At 69.3% G+C, this 13,341-nt stretch carries 11 protein-coding genes; 8 read left to right on the top strand and 3 right to left on the bottom strand.

Annotation, left to right across the window (positions count from 1 at the left end):
* Positions 1 to 12: 12 nt before the first annotated feature.
* Together ACJJV6_RS16295 and ACJJV6_RS16290 are read right to left on the bottom strand one after the other, a co-directional pair.
* Positions 13 to 1,554 carry a succinic semialdehyde dehydrogenase gene (locus tag ACJJV6_RS16295; protein WP_407710518.1) on the bottom strand — a complete coding sequence of 514 codons (1,542 nt, stop codon included), beginning with the start codon at positions 1,552 to 1,554 and terminating at the stop codon, positions 13 to 15.
* Positions 1,555 to 1,582: 28 nt separating this feature from the next.
* Positions 1,583 to 2,884, bottom strand: coding sequence for a S9 family peptidase (locus ACJJV6_RS16290; RefSeq protein ID WP_009357984.1), 1,302 nt, complete (start codon positions 2,882 to 2,884; stop codon positions 1,583 to 1,585).
* Between the two features lie 102 nt (positions 2,885 to 2,986).
* On the opposite strand from ACJJV6_RS16290, the gene ACJJV6_RS16285 reads away from it, so the two are divergent.
* From ACJJV6_RS16285 to ACJJV6_RS16250, 8 genes are all read left to right on the top strand, one after another.
* Positions 2,987 to 3,478 carry a hypothetical protein gene (locus tag ACJJV6_RS16285; RefSeq protein WP_354176294.1) on the top strand — a complete coding sequence of 164 codons (492 nt, stop codon included), beginning with the start codon at positions 2,987 to 2,989 and terminating at the stop codon, positions 3,476 to 3,478.
* A gap of 14 nt (positions 3,479 to 3,492) precedes the next feature.
* On the top strand, positions 3,493 to 4,041 hold the full coding sequence (msrB, locus tag ACJJV6_RS16280) for a peptide-methionine (R)-S-oxide reductase MsrB (RefSeq protein WP_009357982.1): 549 nt from the start codon (positions 3,493 to 3,495) through the stop codon (positions 4,039 to 4,041).
* Positions 4,042 to 4,184: 143 nt separating this feature from the next.
* Complete coding sequence (locus ACJJV6_RS16275) at positions 4,185 to 5,552, top strand: DUF6421 family protein (RefSeq protein ID WP_407709439.1); 1,368 nt, start codon at positions 4,185 to 4,187, stop codon at positions 5,550 to 5,552.
* Positions 5,549 to 6,283: an SDR family NAD(P)-dependent oxidoreductase gene (locus ACJJV6_RS16270; protein WP_407709438.1), complete on the top strand. Its 735-nt coding sequence runs from the start codon at positions 5,549 to 5,551 to the stop codon at positions 6,281 to 6,283. Before ACJJV6_RS16275 ends, ACJJV6_RS16270 begins: the two co-directional genes overlap by 4 nt.
* A 31-nt stretch (positions 6,284 to 6,314) precedes the next feature.
* Positions 6,315 to 7,415 carry a threonine aldolase family protein gene (locus ACJJV6_RS16265; protein ID WP_407710517.1) on the top strand — a complete coding sequence of 367 codons (1,101 nt, stop codon included), beginning with the start codon at positions 6,315 to 6,317 and terminating at the stop codon, positions 7,413 to 7,415.
* Positions 7,416 to 7,473: 58 nt separating this feature from the next.
* Entirely contained in the window at positions 7,474 to 8,124 is a 651-nt protein-coding gene (locus ACJJV6_RS16260) for a DUF3000 domain-containing protein (protein ID WP_407709437.1), read from the top strand.
* Between the two features lie 69 nt (positions 8,125 to 8,193).
* On the top strand, positions 8,194 to 9,528 hold the full coding sequence (locus ACJJV6_RS16255) for an HRDC domain-containing protein (protein ID WP_133350873.1): 1,335 nt from the start codon (positions 8,194 to 8,196) through the stop codon (positions 9,526 to 9,528).
* Between the two features lie 78 nt (positions 9,529 to 9,606).
* Complete coding sequence (locus ACJJV6_RS16250) at positions 9,607 to 11,757, top strand: 3-hydroxyacyl-CoA dehydrogenase NAD-binding domain-containing protein (protein WP_407709436.1); 2,151 nt, start codon at positions 9,607 to 9,609, stop codon at positions 11,755 to 11,757.
* Between the two features lie 8 nt (positions 11,758 to 11,765).
* On the opposite strand, the gene ACJJV6_RS16245 is transcribed toward ACJJV6_RS16250, so the two are convergent.
* Positions 11,766 to 13,340: an ABC transporter ATP-binding protein gene (locus ACJJV6_RS16245; protein ID WP_407709435.1), complete on the bottom strand. Its 1,575-nt coding sequence runs from the start codon at positions 13,338 to 13,340 to the stop codon at positions 11,766 to 11,768.
* Position 13,341: the final 1 nt, after the last annotated feature.

Here is a 13,341-nt window from a genome sequence, read left to right as displayed (position 1 = left end):
AGGCAATGGTCCTTACCGGGTGCGGGGCAATCTGCCCATCAGGGTGATGGCCCCTTTCATGATGTGGGCGTAGGTCCTGTTGGACATGCCGGGTGTGGGCGCCACCCTCAGCAGGTGCTGCACGGCGACGGTCTGCGGCTCGGTGTATTTCAGGATGCCCTCCCTGCCATGGCGGCGTCCGGCGCCGGAGTCCTTCATCCCGCCGATCGGGGCGTCGTGGGACGCCCAGGTGGCGGCATAGCCTTCATTGACATTGACTGTGCCCGTGAGGAGCCGCCGGCCCACCACCTCCCCCCGCCGGGCGGACCAGACGCTGGCGTTCAGGCCGAAGTCGGAGTCGTTCGCCAGGGCCACGGCTTCGTCATCGTCCACCGCCCGGTAGACGGCAACCACCGGACCGAACGTCTCCTCCCGGGCCAGGAGCATGTCCTGCGTGACCCCGGCCAGGACGGTGGGTTCGTAGAACAACGGTCCCAGGTCCGGCCTGCGGCGTCCGCCCGCGAGCAGCTGCGCGCCTTTTGCCAGGGCATCCTGGACATGCCGGTCCACCCGTTCCACCTGGGCGGCACTGATGAGCGAGCCCATGCCGATGTCCCAGTCCGGTCCGGGGCCCACGCGGATGCCCCTCACCCCGGCGGTGAACGCTGCCAGGAACGGCTGGTACACGTCGGTGTGCACGTAAATCCGCTCAATGCTGACGCAGAGTTGCCCGGAGTTGGAAAAGCAGGCGTGAACGGCGCCGGCGGCGGCCTTGCCAACATCGGCATCAGCGAGCACCAGCATTGGGTTCTTTCCGCCGAGTTCGGCGGAAAAGCCGATCAGCCGCTCACCGCACTGCCGTGCCACGGTCTTGCCGGTCTTCGAGGATCCGGTGAACATCAGGAAGTCCACCTGGTCGATCAGGACGGGGCCGATGTCCGGGCCAGGCCCCGTGACAACCTGGAACAGGTCGGCGGGAAGGCCTGCCTCCCGGAGCAGCCTGAGCATCAGCAGGGCCGTGAAAGGCGTCTGCGCATCCGGCTTCAGGACGATGCCGTTCCCGGCCAGCAGGGCCGGAAGGGCGTCGGAGACAGCGAGGGTCAGGGGGTAGTTCCAGGGACTGATGACCCCCACCACGCCTTTGGGAACGCGGTACTCGGTGGTGCGCGTCAGGACCGGGGCCGCACCCTTCCGGCGGCGCGGCCGCAGGTGCCGTTCAGCGGTCCGCTCGTAGTAGTCCGCTGTCAGGACCACGTCAGCGAACTCTTCGAACGCGCTCAGCCGTGCCTTGCCGCTCTCGGCCTGCACCAGGTCCAGGACGTCCTGTTCCCGATCCAGCAGCAGCCGTCGGAAACGCCGGATGACCGCCCGCCGTTCGGCCACGGATATGGATGTCCAGTGCCGTTGCGCCGCACGCGCGGTGTCGACGGCGGCACGCACGTCGGAAGCGCTGCAGACGGGAACCTCGCCCACCAGGGAGCCGTCGAAAGGGGCGTAGGAAGCCTGCTTTGGCCCGCCCGGTGCTGCCACCACCAGTCCCCCAAGTCCCGCTGCCAGTCCGCGGCCGCGGTCCATCACAGTGGCGGACCGTCGTTCCACCACGTCATTCCCCCGCCGGCGCTTGCCGGGCCGGCGAGCGCGGCGCGGCAGCGGACCCGGGATTGAGCCGCGGCGCGAGCTGCTGCCGCAACCAGGCTTTCACGAGCCGCTCCCAGCGCTCCGGGTCCACGTTCCACTCCTTCGTGTGGCGGGCCTGCTGGAACGGCTCGAAGGTGACCATCTCCGGGTTCCGTTCGGCCAGCAGCGTGGACGGCTTGTAGGGCACATATTCGTCGTCAACGCTGTGGATGATCAGCGTGGGCGTCCGCAGTTCCACGGCACGGACCACCCAGTCCATCTCCTTCAGGTCCACGGGCGCGGCGAGCCCGGTCAGCCTGCGCCCGAGCGGATGCCCGAGCATCAGCTGCCCGTACCGGCCCACCAGGGACGGAATCCGGTTGATCTGGGCGTGGTGCGCCAGGACGTTGACCCAGTCGATCACCGGGGCATCGAGCACCATGGCACGGACCAGGTGCCGGTACCGGGACAGGTCGGCGGTCTGCAGGCAGATGGCGCCTCCCATCGACCAGCCGAACAGCACGATCTCCTCGGCGCCGTTGGCCAGTGCGTACTCGATTGCGGCCTCAATGTCCCGCCATTCGGTGGAGCCCAGGCCATACCGCCCGTCACCGGCCGAGGGTGCGAGCCCGTCGTTGCGGTACGAGACCAGCAGGCTGGTCAGGCCAAGTTCCAGCGCCGGCCCCACGGCACGCAGCGCCTCCTGCCGGCTGGCGCCCCGGCCGTGCACCATCACCGCCCACGTCCGGGCATTGCCGCCCGCACGCACCAGCCACGCCGGTGCCTCGCCGCGGTCCACCGGGATCAGCACGTCCTCCGCGGGAAGCCCGACGGCGGCCGGGTCCGGGTGGACGGCCCCGCTCCACCAGCCCCAGCGTGCGGTGGAGAGGTCGCCGGCGTACACGGCTTCCACCTCGCGCAGCACCGTCCGTTCCGATGGGGAATAGGACACGATCCGGCCGATCCGCGCGTGCCCCTGGCCGCCGTCGAAGAAGAACCCGTACACACCGTCCACGGTGGTGTCGTCGGTGGCGGCAAGGATCACCTGCTGTTTCTGGCCGTCCCTGATCACAGCCAGCACCTCCTGGTCCGCGGTCCGCTGCCGGGAGGGGGTGATGACCCGCCGGGCGAAGTAGACCGCCAGGGCCGAGGAGCCGGTGGCAAGGAGTCCGGCCAGGGCACCGCCGCCGATCGCGCCGCCGATGGCCCACTTGGTCCGCAGTGACATGCCCCCGGTTTCGCTGGCGGACTGTACGGGGGCCGGGCCGGTGCGCTGGAAAAGAGCCATGCCACTATTCTTACCGCCCGCGGACGGTAGCCCGCATTCCGGGACCGCGGACGCGCCCGCCGGCCGGGTGCGGCTCCCCCGGCACAGGGCTAGGCTAAGGCCATGAGCGAACCCATCGTCATCCTGACCGAAGAACCCCTGGGCGCGGACGACCGCGTGAACATCGAACGGCTCGTGGACGGGGCAGAGACACGCCTCCTTGTCCTGGTACCGGCCAACACCGAACGGCACCTGCTGGTGGATTTCCTCGAGAACCTTTCCCTGCTGGATATTGCCAAGGCCTTCCGGGAACTGACGGCGGGCGCACCTGATCCGGGTACCGAGCGGGCCCATGCGGCGGAGACGCTGGCGGTTTCGGTCGCTGCGCTGGAAGGACTGGGCAGTGGCGTTTCGGGTGAGGTTGTTGAGGGCGGAGCTGTTGACGGCCTGGTGGCCAAGGTCCGCGAGACCGGCGCGTCCCAGGCAGTGGTGATCACCCGGCCCCATGCGGTGGCAGACACCTTCCATACGGACTGGGCCAACAAGGCGCAGGACCGGCTGGGCGTGCCCGTGCTGCACCTGTATGCGGGTTCGGGATTTATCGGCGACTCCTGAGCGTTGGCAACCGTATGAACATCTTCGAGAACAGCATCTTCCGCAACCGGGCCACCCACGCCGTCGCGGATCCTGCGGCAGGACAGGACACCGCCCGGGAGGAGTCCGCCACGGAAGCCAGCGACAGGGCCGGTACCGTCCGGAAAAGCGACGCCGAATGGCGGCAGGAACTGACTCCGGAGGAGTTCTACGTCCTGCGGCAGGCCGGCACCGAGCGTCCCTTCACGGGAGAGTACTGGGACACCCACACCGCGGGCGTCTACCAGTGCCGCGCCTGCGGGGCGGAACTGTTCACCAGCAACGAGAAGTTCGACTCGCACTGCGGCTGGCCGTCCTTCTGGGCTCCGCTGGCTGAGGGGAAGGTCCGCTACATCCACGACCGCACCCTCGGCATGGACCGCGTGGAAGTCCGCTGCGGAACCTGCGACTCCCACCTTGGCCACGTCTTCGAGGGTGAGGGCTATGGCACCCCCACAGACCAGCGCTACTGCATCAACTCGGTGTCCCTGAAGCTGGTTCCGCGGGAAGAACCGCAGGTCAGCGGCGGAAGCCCCGAGGCCTGATCCCCCAGCACCGGGAGGCCTCAGGCCCTTCGGTTCAGCCCCGAGCAACAGTGTTTCTTTGGCTGGGCCGCTTTTCAGATTAGTTCTTCTGGTTGCTTGCTACGCTCCCCATAGACAGCAAGCAACCAGAAAGGCAGCCGACGATGACCGAAGTCCTGACCACCGCCCTGACGGGGATCTCCGCCACCAACCCGGACTGGCTCCGGCTCAAGGCCGCGGCCGCAGCACTCCAGCCCCTGCAGGCCCAGGACGGGTCCATCCCGGACCCGGCAGCCCACGCCGCGGCTTCCGCTTCCGTGGACGCGATCATCGACGCAATCCGGGCCCTGGCCCCCGCCTTCCCGCACGATGCCGCCTACCTCGACGCCGCCTGCAGCGACTTCGCAGCCTGGCAGGCCGGAGGTTTCGGCGTTCCCGATTTCCTGTCCTCCCTGCTTGCCTTCCAGCCGCAGGAACAGCGCCGGGATGGCCTGCAGCACCTGGTCGTCTTCCCCATGTACACGCAGAACGGCAGCAGCAGCCGCCTGGTGGAAGCAGTCCTGATCGAAGTCATCTGGCCTGAATTCATCGCCGGCCTGGAAAGCGGCGACTACTCCAACAAGCTGTTCGTCCCCATCCGCTTCCTCGACTTCACCGCCGGCTACGACACCAATTCCGCCGTCCTCTTCCCGGAAACCGTCGCGGTCAGCGAAACCCCCACCTTCACCTGGGGCGCGATCTTCGCCGACCGGGAAGCAGCCCGCTTCCGCCGCGTCCTGAAGGCCGCCGCCGGAATCACCTGCCTGAACCTGCCGGAAGGTGCCGCGGACATGCTCGCCGACCAGGACCTCACGGAGGCCACCTTCGTGATGTGGGACCTGATCCACGACCGCACCCACATGCGCGGCGACCTGCCCTTCGACCCGTTCATGATCAAGCAGCGCATGCCGTTCTTCCTGTACTCCCTGGAAGAACTCCGCTGCGACCTGACCGCCTTCCGCGAGTCCGTGCGGATCGAGCAGGACGAGGACGCGGATCCGGAGGCACGCCGGCACGCGAAGCTGGTGCAGTACGCCATCATCTTCGACCGCATCTTCCGGTTCGCGATCACCGGCAGCCGGGTCCGCAACTACGACGGCCTCGGCGGACAGCTCCTCTTCGCCTGGCTGCACCAGCACCATGTCCTCCACTGGACCGACACCCGGCTCACCATCGACTGGGATGAAGTCGCCGACGCCGTCATCGCCCTCGGCACCGCCATTGATGAGCTGTACTGGCGCTCCATCGACCGGCCCAAGACCGCCCACTGGCTGGCGGCCTACGAGCTGATCTCCGCAACGGTCACCCCGAATCCGGCATCGGTCTGGGCCAAGGGACCGGACGCACTGCCGCTGTCCGGTCCGCCGCGCGGCCTCACCGACCAAGTGCTGGACGACGAATTCCCGCTGTCCATGTTCTACGAGGCATTGGAGAAGAAAATGCGCCCCGTCATCGAGTCCACGGCCGGTATCACCGGCAGCTCCGCACTGTGAGCAGCCCCCGGGCCGAAGAATCCCCACTGAACGTCCTGGTCACGGGCGGCAGCGGCGCCTCCGGCGTGGCGGTGGCCCGTGCGCTTAACCATGCAGGTTGCCGGGTCTTCACGGTCGGCTCGGACCGGCAGCGGATCGAGTCAGCGGCACAGCAGGCGGGCGACGGCGTCACGCCCCTGGTGTGCGACCTTGCCAGGCTCGACGACGTCCGGCGGCTGCGGGAGGATGTTTCCGCAGCCGCCGGGCCGGTGGACGCGGTGATCCACCTGGTGGGCGGCTGGCGCGGCGCCACCGGCATCCCGGACCAGTCCGACGAAGACTGGGACTTCCTGCATCAGGGCGCGGTCACCACGCTGCGCAATGTCTCCCGTGTGTTCTTCGATGACATCGCCGCCTCCGCCAACGGCAGGTTCGCCATGGTCTCCTCCACGGCCCTCGACCAGCCTGCGGCAGGGGTGGCCAGCTATGTCGCCGCCAAGGCGGCCGCTGAAGCCTGGACCATGGCGATGGCAGACGGCTTCCGCAAGGCGGACGGCGGGCAGGCTGCCGCCGTCGTGCTGGTGGTGAAGGCCCTGGTGGACGAGGGCCTGCGGCGCAGGAACCCGGAACGCTCCTTCCCCGGGGCCACGGACGTGGAGGAGCTGGCAGCCGCCGTCGTCCGGCTCTTCAAGGCGCCCGCGGACGAACTGAACGGCGCGCGACTCCGGCTGGCCGGCCAGCCACCGCAGTGACTGTACCTAGACTGAAAGCGTGAGCAAAAGCATGACAACAACAACGGCAGAAACCGGGCACGCGGCGCGGCTGCACGATCCCGGCGTGCGCGGCTTTGCCTCGGACAACTACTCCGGCGTCCATCCCGAGATCCTCGCGGCCCTTGCCGCCGCGAACGGCGGACACCAGGTCTCCTACGGGGAGGATGACTACACGGCACGGCTGCAGGAATTGATGGCGGAGCACTTCGGGCCCGGCATCGAATGCTTTCCCGTCTTCAACGGGACCGGCGCCAACGTCCTGGCCCTGCAGTCGCTGCTCCCCCGCTGGGGTGCCGTGGTGTGCGCCTCCACCGCGCACATCAACATGGATGAGAACGGCGCCCCCGAGCGGATCGGCGGCATCAAGCTGCTGCAGGTTCCCACCCCGGACGGCAAGCTGACGCCCGAACTGATCGACCGCGAGGCCTGGGGCTGGGGCGACGAACACCGCGCCCAGCCACTGGCCGTCTCCATCACCCAGACCACCGAGCTTGGCACCTGCTATACCCCGGAGGAAGTCCGCGCCATTGCGGACCACGTCCATGCCCGGGGCATGAAGCTGCACATGGACGGCGCCCGGCTGGCCAACGCCGCCGCCCACCTGCAGGTCCCGCTGCGGGACTTCACCCGCGACGCCGGGGTGGACATCCTCTCCTTCGGGGGCACCAAGAACGGCCTGCTGTTCGGCGAGGTGGTGGTGGCGCTCAACCCGGAGGCCGCGCACGGGCTGGTCTACCTCCGCAAGATGAACATGCAGCTGGCCTCCAAGATGCGGTTCCTGTCCGCCCAGTTCATCGCCCTCCTCGACGGTGGCCTCTGGCTGCGGTCCGCCGCGCACGCCAACGCCATGGCGGCCCGCCTGCGCGCCGCCGTCGACACCATCGACGGTGTCCGGCCCACGCAGAAAACCGAATCCAACGGTGTCTTTGCCATCCTCCCGCCAGGCGTGGCGGACAGGCTGCGCACGTCCTTCCGGTTCTACGACTGGAACGAGGCCGCCGGGGAAGTCCGCTGGATGTGCTCCTTCGACACCACCGAGGAGGATGTTGATGCCTTCGCCGCCGCAATCCGCCACGAACTCCGCGGTTACCGGAGCGGGCAGGGCACCTAGGCCGCCGGTGACGGCGAGCCTTCCCGCCCTGCCGCGGCCTGTTGCGTAATCTGCCAAGGTGAACGCACTTGACCAGGTTCCCCCGGATTTCCTCCACGCCTTGGGAACCCTCAGGAAAGCCCGGTGCCGCAAGGAACTCCGCCTCGCGGAAATCCCTGCGCCCGCGCGCCTGGCACCCTTCGCCGTCGCGCTGGGAGCGGAAGTCATGGCGCCCGGTGCCGCCACTCCTTCCACTCCCCTCCACGGACCCGCCGCCATTGCCCTGGCCGCCGCCCAGGGATCCGGTGACGACTCCGAAACGGAACTGGCAACCGGACGGTTCATCCTGCTGCACGACCCCGAGGGCTCGGACGTCTGGGACGGCGAATTCCGGATCGTGACCTACATCAGGGCAGAGTTGGAGCCGGAGATGGGCAACGACGAAATGCTCGGAACAGTGGCCTGGACCTGGCTGGTGGAGGCGCTGGAGAACCACAAGGCGCCGTACCGGGCGGCGGGCGGCACGGCCACGCGGGTCCTTTCCGAGAGCTTCGGCACCCTGGCTGAACGGCCGGGGTCCATCGACATCGAGCTCCGGGCATCGTGGACCCCGGCGTCCCCGGACGTCACTGCCCACCTGGAAGCGTGGTCGGACATGGTCTGCACGTTCGCCGGCCTGCCTCCGCTGCCCGACGGCGTGACGCCCCTGCCGCACCGGCGCCGGAACTAGTGCACGGCCACCGGTGCCGGCGCACAGGCAGGCCGCCTTTCCGGGACTGCCCGGTAAACTAAGGGCATCATGACCCCTAACATTCCGGAAAACACCACGGCCGGCGTCCCGGCTGCTGATACCGCACCCCACATCACGGTGGAAGGCTTCGACAGCCCCATCCCCGAAATCATTGAACTGGCAGCGCCCCGGGAGGGCGTGCCGCTGGTCATCGAAACCCAGGCGGGGCTGGAGCGGTGCGCCGCCGCCATTGCCGCCGGCACCGGTCCGGCGGGGGTCGACGCCGAACGCGCTTCCGGTTTCCGTTACGGGCAGCGGGCGTTCCTGGTCCAGATCCGCCGCGAAGGCGCCGGAACCTGGCTGATCGATCCCGAACCCTTCGAGGACCTCAGCATCATCAACGACGCCCTCCGCGGCGTCGAATGGATCCTGCACGCCGCCACCCAGGACCTGCCGTGCCTCCTGGAGCTGGGCATGTGGCCGGACAAGCTCTTCGACACCGAACTCGCCGCGCGCCTGGCAGGCCTGCCCCGGGTTGGCCTGGCCGCAGTCATCGAGCAGCTCCTGGGATTCAGCCTCGCCAAGGAGCATTCGGCGGCGGACTGGTCCACCAGGCCCCTGCCCGAGCCCTGGCTCCGCTATGCCGCCCTGGACGTCGAGGTCCTCAGCGAGTTGCGCGAGGAGCTGGTGGAACTCCTGGAAGCCGACGGGAAGCTCGGTTACGCCGAGCAGGAGTTTGCAGCCATCCTCGCCGCCGGCGTGGCGCCGCCGCGGGTCGATCCCTGGCGGAAGACCTCCGGCCTGCACCAGATCCGGGACCGCCGCCAGCTCGCCGCCGTCCGGGAGTTGTGGCTGGAACGCGACTCGCTGGCACAGAAACGGGACGTGGCACCGGGACGCCTGATCCCCGACTCCGCCCTGGTGGCGGCCGCGAAGGCCATGCCCGCCACCGTCCCGCAGCTGCTGGGCACCAAGGGCTTCCATGGCAGGGCGGCGCAGCGGGAGGCTCCGCGCTGGCTGCGCTGCATTGCCGCCGCCCGGGACCTTGAGGAACTGCCGCCGCTGCACCTGGCGACCAACGCCCCGCCCCCGCCCCGCGTCTGGGCGGACCGCGACCCGGAAGCCGCTGCGCGGCTGGCCACGGCCCGGCCCTTGCTGCAGGAGAAAGCCGAAGAGCTGAACCTGCCACTGGAGAACCTCCTCACCCCTGATTTCCTGCGGCGCGTGGCGTGGCGGCCTCCCGCCCACATCAGCGAGGCATCGGTCGCTGCCGAGCTGCGGGCCCTGGGTGCGCGGGACTGGCAGGTGGAACTCGCCGCACCGCTGATTGCCGGCGCGTTCCTCAATCCGCAGCCGCTGCCGCCCAAGGAACCCAAGGCCGCCGTGGCAGCAGCTGGGGAATGAGGGCCCGGCGGTGGCCTTGCGGGCAAAGTTACCGGTGAGTAACATCTGGGATACATCCCCGTCCTAAGGAGCCCCGTCATGAGCGCCGCAGACTTTACCGATTTCGCCAGCCTGTTCCCCGACGAGACCGTCACGCACTCCAATGTCAGGGACGTCGACCTGCCCGGCGGAGCCGGCACATTCGCCCTCATCACCCTGGACAACGGCCTGGACTCCTCCAAGCCCACAACCCTGGGGCCGAACACCCTGGTGGAACTCGGCACCGTGCTCGAAGAGCTGCGGACACGGGCGGCGAACGGTGAGATCGCCGGCGTCGGCATCACGGGCAAGCCCTCCTACTTCGTTGCCGGCGCGGACCTTTCGGCGGTCAAGTCCCTGGCGAAGCGCGAACACGGACTGTGGATGGCACAGCTTGGCCACGAGGTGTTCCGGACCCTTGCCAACCTGGGGGTTCCCAGTTTCGCGTTCGTCAACGGCCCGGCCCTGGGCGGCGGCCTCGAGGTCGCCCTGCAGTCCACGTACCGGACGGTCTCGACGGGCGCGGGGGCGCTGGCCCTGCCGGAGGCATTCCTCGGGCTGGTGCCGGGCTGGGGCGGCGTCTACCTCCTCCCCCGCCTGATCGGCCCGGAACGTGCGGTCCAGGTCATGATCGAAAACCCGCTCAGCAACAACCGGACGCTGACCGGAACCCAGGCCTTCGAACATGGCATGGCGGACGCCCTCTTTGGCCCGGACAACTTCCTGGAGCAGTCCCTGGCCTGGGCTGCCGGAGTCATCACCGGGGACGTTGTTCCGGAACGTGCCAACGCCGTCGACCCGTCCGCGCCGGACACCGCGGCCCGGTGGGCTGGGGCGGTGGCGGCAGGCCGGAAGTTCGTCACCGCAAAGACGTCCGATGCGGCTCCTGCCCCGGGCAAGGTGCTGGACCTCATGGAAGCCAACCGCACCCTGGGCCAGGCGGAATCGGCTTCGCTGGAATGCGAAACCCTGGCGGAGCTGATGCAGACGGACGAGTTCCGCGCGACGGTCTACGCCTTCCTGGACCTCGTCCAGAAGCGCTCCAAGCGGCCGGCGGGCGCCCCCGACCGCAGCCTCGCCCGACCGGTCGCCAAGGTGGGCGTGGTGGGTGCCGGGCTGATGGCCAGCCAGCTGGCGTTGCTCTTCGCCCGCCAGCTCAAGGTTCCCGTGGTCATGACGGACATCGACCAGGCCCGTGTGGACAAGGGTGTGGGCTATGTCCACGCCGAGGTGGACAAGCTGCTGGCCAAGGAGCGGATCAGCCCCGATGCCGCCGCACAGACCAAGGCGCTGGTCACCGGCTCCGTGGCCAAGGAAGCCTTCGCCGATGCCGACTTCGTGATCGAGGCCGTCTTCGAGGAACTCGGCGTCAAGAAGCAGGTGTTCGCCGAGCTGGAGGGCATCGTCCGGCCCGACTGCATCCTGGCCACCAACACGTCCTCGCTGTCGGTTACCGCCATGGCCGAGGACCTGCAGCACCCGGAACGCCTGGTGGGGTTCCACTTCTTCAACCCGGTGGCCGTGATGCCGCTGCTGGAGATCGTCCGCGCCCCGCGTACCGGTGACGAGGTCCTCGCCACGGCATTCGAACTGGCCAGGACCCTCAAGAAGACGGGTGTGCTGGTCAAGGATGCTGCCGCCTTCGTGGTCAACCGGATCCTGCTCCGGCTGATGGGCGAAGTGACCGCAGCGTTCGATGAAGGCACGCCTGCGGAGGTGGCTGACAACGCCCTGCGCCCGATGGGCCTGCCAATGACCCCCTTCACGCTGCTCGCGATGGTGGGGCTGCCGGTGGCACAGCACGTCCAGGAGTCCCTGAACGCCGCTTTCGGCAGCCGCTTCCCGGTCTCCGCCAACCTGCAGAAACTCATCGACAACGGCATCAAGGGCCTCTGGGAAACGGCGCCGGACGGAACCCGCGTTATTCCCGCATCCACCATGGCACTGATGTCCTTCGGCACCACGCCATCCTCAAGCGAAGAGGTGCTGCGGCGGACCCAGGACGCCCTTGCAGAGGAGATGGGCCTGATGCTCGACGAGGGCGTGGTGGCGGGCCCCGAAGACATCGACCTCTGCATGATCCTGGGTGCCGGCTGGCCGATGTTCCTCGGCGGCATCACCCCCTACCTGGACCGCGTGGGAGCGTCCGAGCGGGTCAACGGCCGGCGCTTCCTGCCGCCGGGAGTGGCCTCGGGTCCCTCCGTGGCCTAGCCGGTACGTCAGGCCTCCGCCAGCCGGCCGCCGTCGAGCACCAGGACGCGGTGCGCCACCTGCCGGGCGTAGGCGAGGTCATGGGTGACGAGTACGACGGCGGCGCCCTCCTCGGCCGCGGACCGGACCGCGGCGTCGAGGACGGCCAGGCTCCCGCCGTCGAGCGCCACCGTGGGTTCGTCAAGGGCCAGGACGGCCGGCGTGCGGGCGAGGACCGTGGCCAGGGCCAGCAGCCGCTGGCGGGATGCGGGCAGTTCCGAGGGATGCGCCTGCGCCTCGCCCTCCAACCCGACGGCGGCCAGCGCCGCCGTCGCGCGGTCCATGGCTGCCGCCCTGCCGACCTGCCGGTCCAGGCCGAAGCCGACTTCGCGCAGGGCGGTCCGCTCGAACAGCTGGTCCCGCGGATGCTGGAAGAGCATTCCCACGGATGCCGCCGTGCTGCCCACGGGCCGCCGTGCAATGTCGGTGCCCTGGACCAGGACCGACCCGCTTCCCGGCCTCAGAAGGCCGTTGAAGTGCCGCAGGAGGGTCGACTTGCCCGCACCGTTGGGGCCAGTAACCGCAACCACCTCACCCGGGTGGACAGCCAGGTCGACGCCCTGCAGTACCGGGAACGGCAGGCCGCCCGCGGCGGAGTCCTGTCCTGCCCGGCGCATGACGCCCCGCCGGCGCCGCTGTCCATCCTGCCGGTAGCCGAAGGTCACGTTCCGAAGTTCCAGGGCGGGGGCCGTGCTGCCGCTGCGGCGGGGCACCGGGGTCTCCGGGGGCTGGAGTTGGTGCGGCCGGAGCCCGTGTGGCCGGAGCCCGTGCGGCCGGAGGATGCCCGCCGGCATGGCACCGCCCTGCTGGAAGTTCGCGGGCGGTCCGCTGGCGCCGACGGTCCCTTCCGCCAGCACAATCCATGTTGCGGCGTCCAGCAGCGGGGCGTCGAGCGCCTGGCTCAGGATGACGACGGCGGTTCCGTCCCCGGTGAGCTGGCGCACCAGCACCTCCACTTCGCGGACGCCGGCGGCATCGAGCGAGGCAAACGGCTCGTCCATGACCAGCACCGGTGGACAGGCGATGATGGCGCAGCCGATGGCCAGCCGGCGCAACTGGCCGCCGGAGAGCCGGGCAGGATCCCTTTCCAGCAGTGCGGTGAGCCCCAGCAGGCCCGCGGCGTGTTCTACCGCGGCGCGCATCTCCGCCCGGCCCATCCCGGCGTTTTCCAGGCCGAACGCGAGTTCCTCGGCCACCGTTGCCTTGACCGTGGACAGGACGGCGGATGCGTCCTGCGGAACGAAACCCACCTGCCGGCCCCACTGTGCCGGATCGATCCGCGGGTCCGCGGCGCTGCCGTCAAACTCGAGCCGCGTCCCGGCCAGTTCCAGGAAACCTGCCAGCACGCCGCCCGCGCCCGGGGACAGCCAGCCGGCGAGAAGCCTGCCAAGCGTCGTTTTGCCGCTGCCGGAAGCACCTAGGACTGTGGTGAGTGTTCCCGGTGCGAGGGCGAGGTCCACGCCGGACAGCACGGGCGCGTCGCCATCGTGGTAGGCGAAGCTGCGGATGCCTGCTGCCAGCACCGGGCGGAGGAGGTGGTGCACG

The sequence above is a fragment of the Arthrobacter nitrophenolicus genome, from assembly GCF_045833485.1.
In the GTDB taxonomy this organism is placed as follows: domain Bacteria; phylum Actinomycetota; class Actinomycetes; order Actinomycetales; family Micrococcaceae; genus Arthrobacter; species Arthrobacter nitrophenolicus.
The sequence above is the reverse complement of the archived record's forward strand: the minus strand, read 5'-3'. Positions and strand labels throughout refer to the sequence as shown.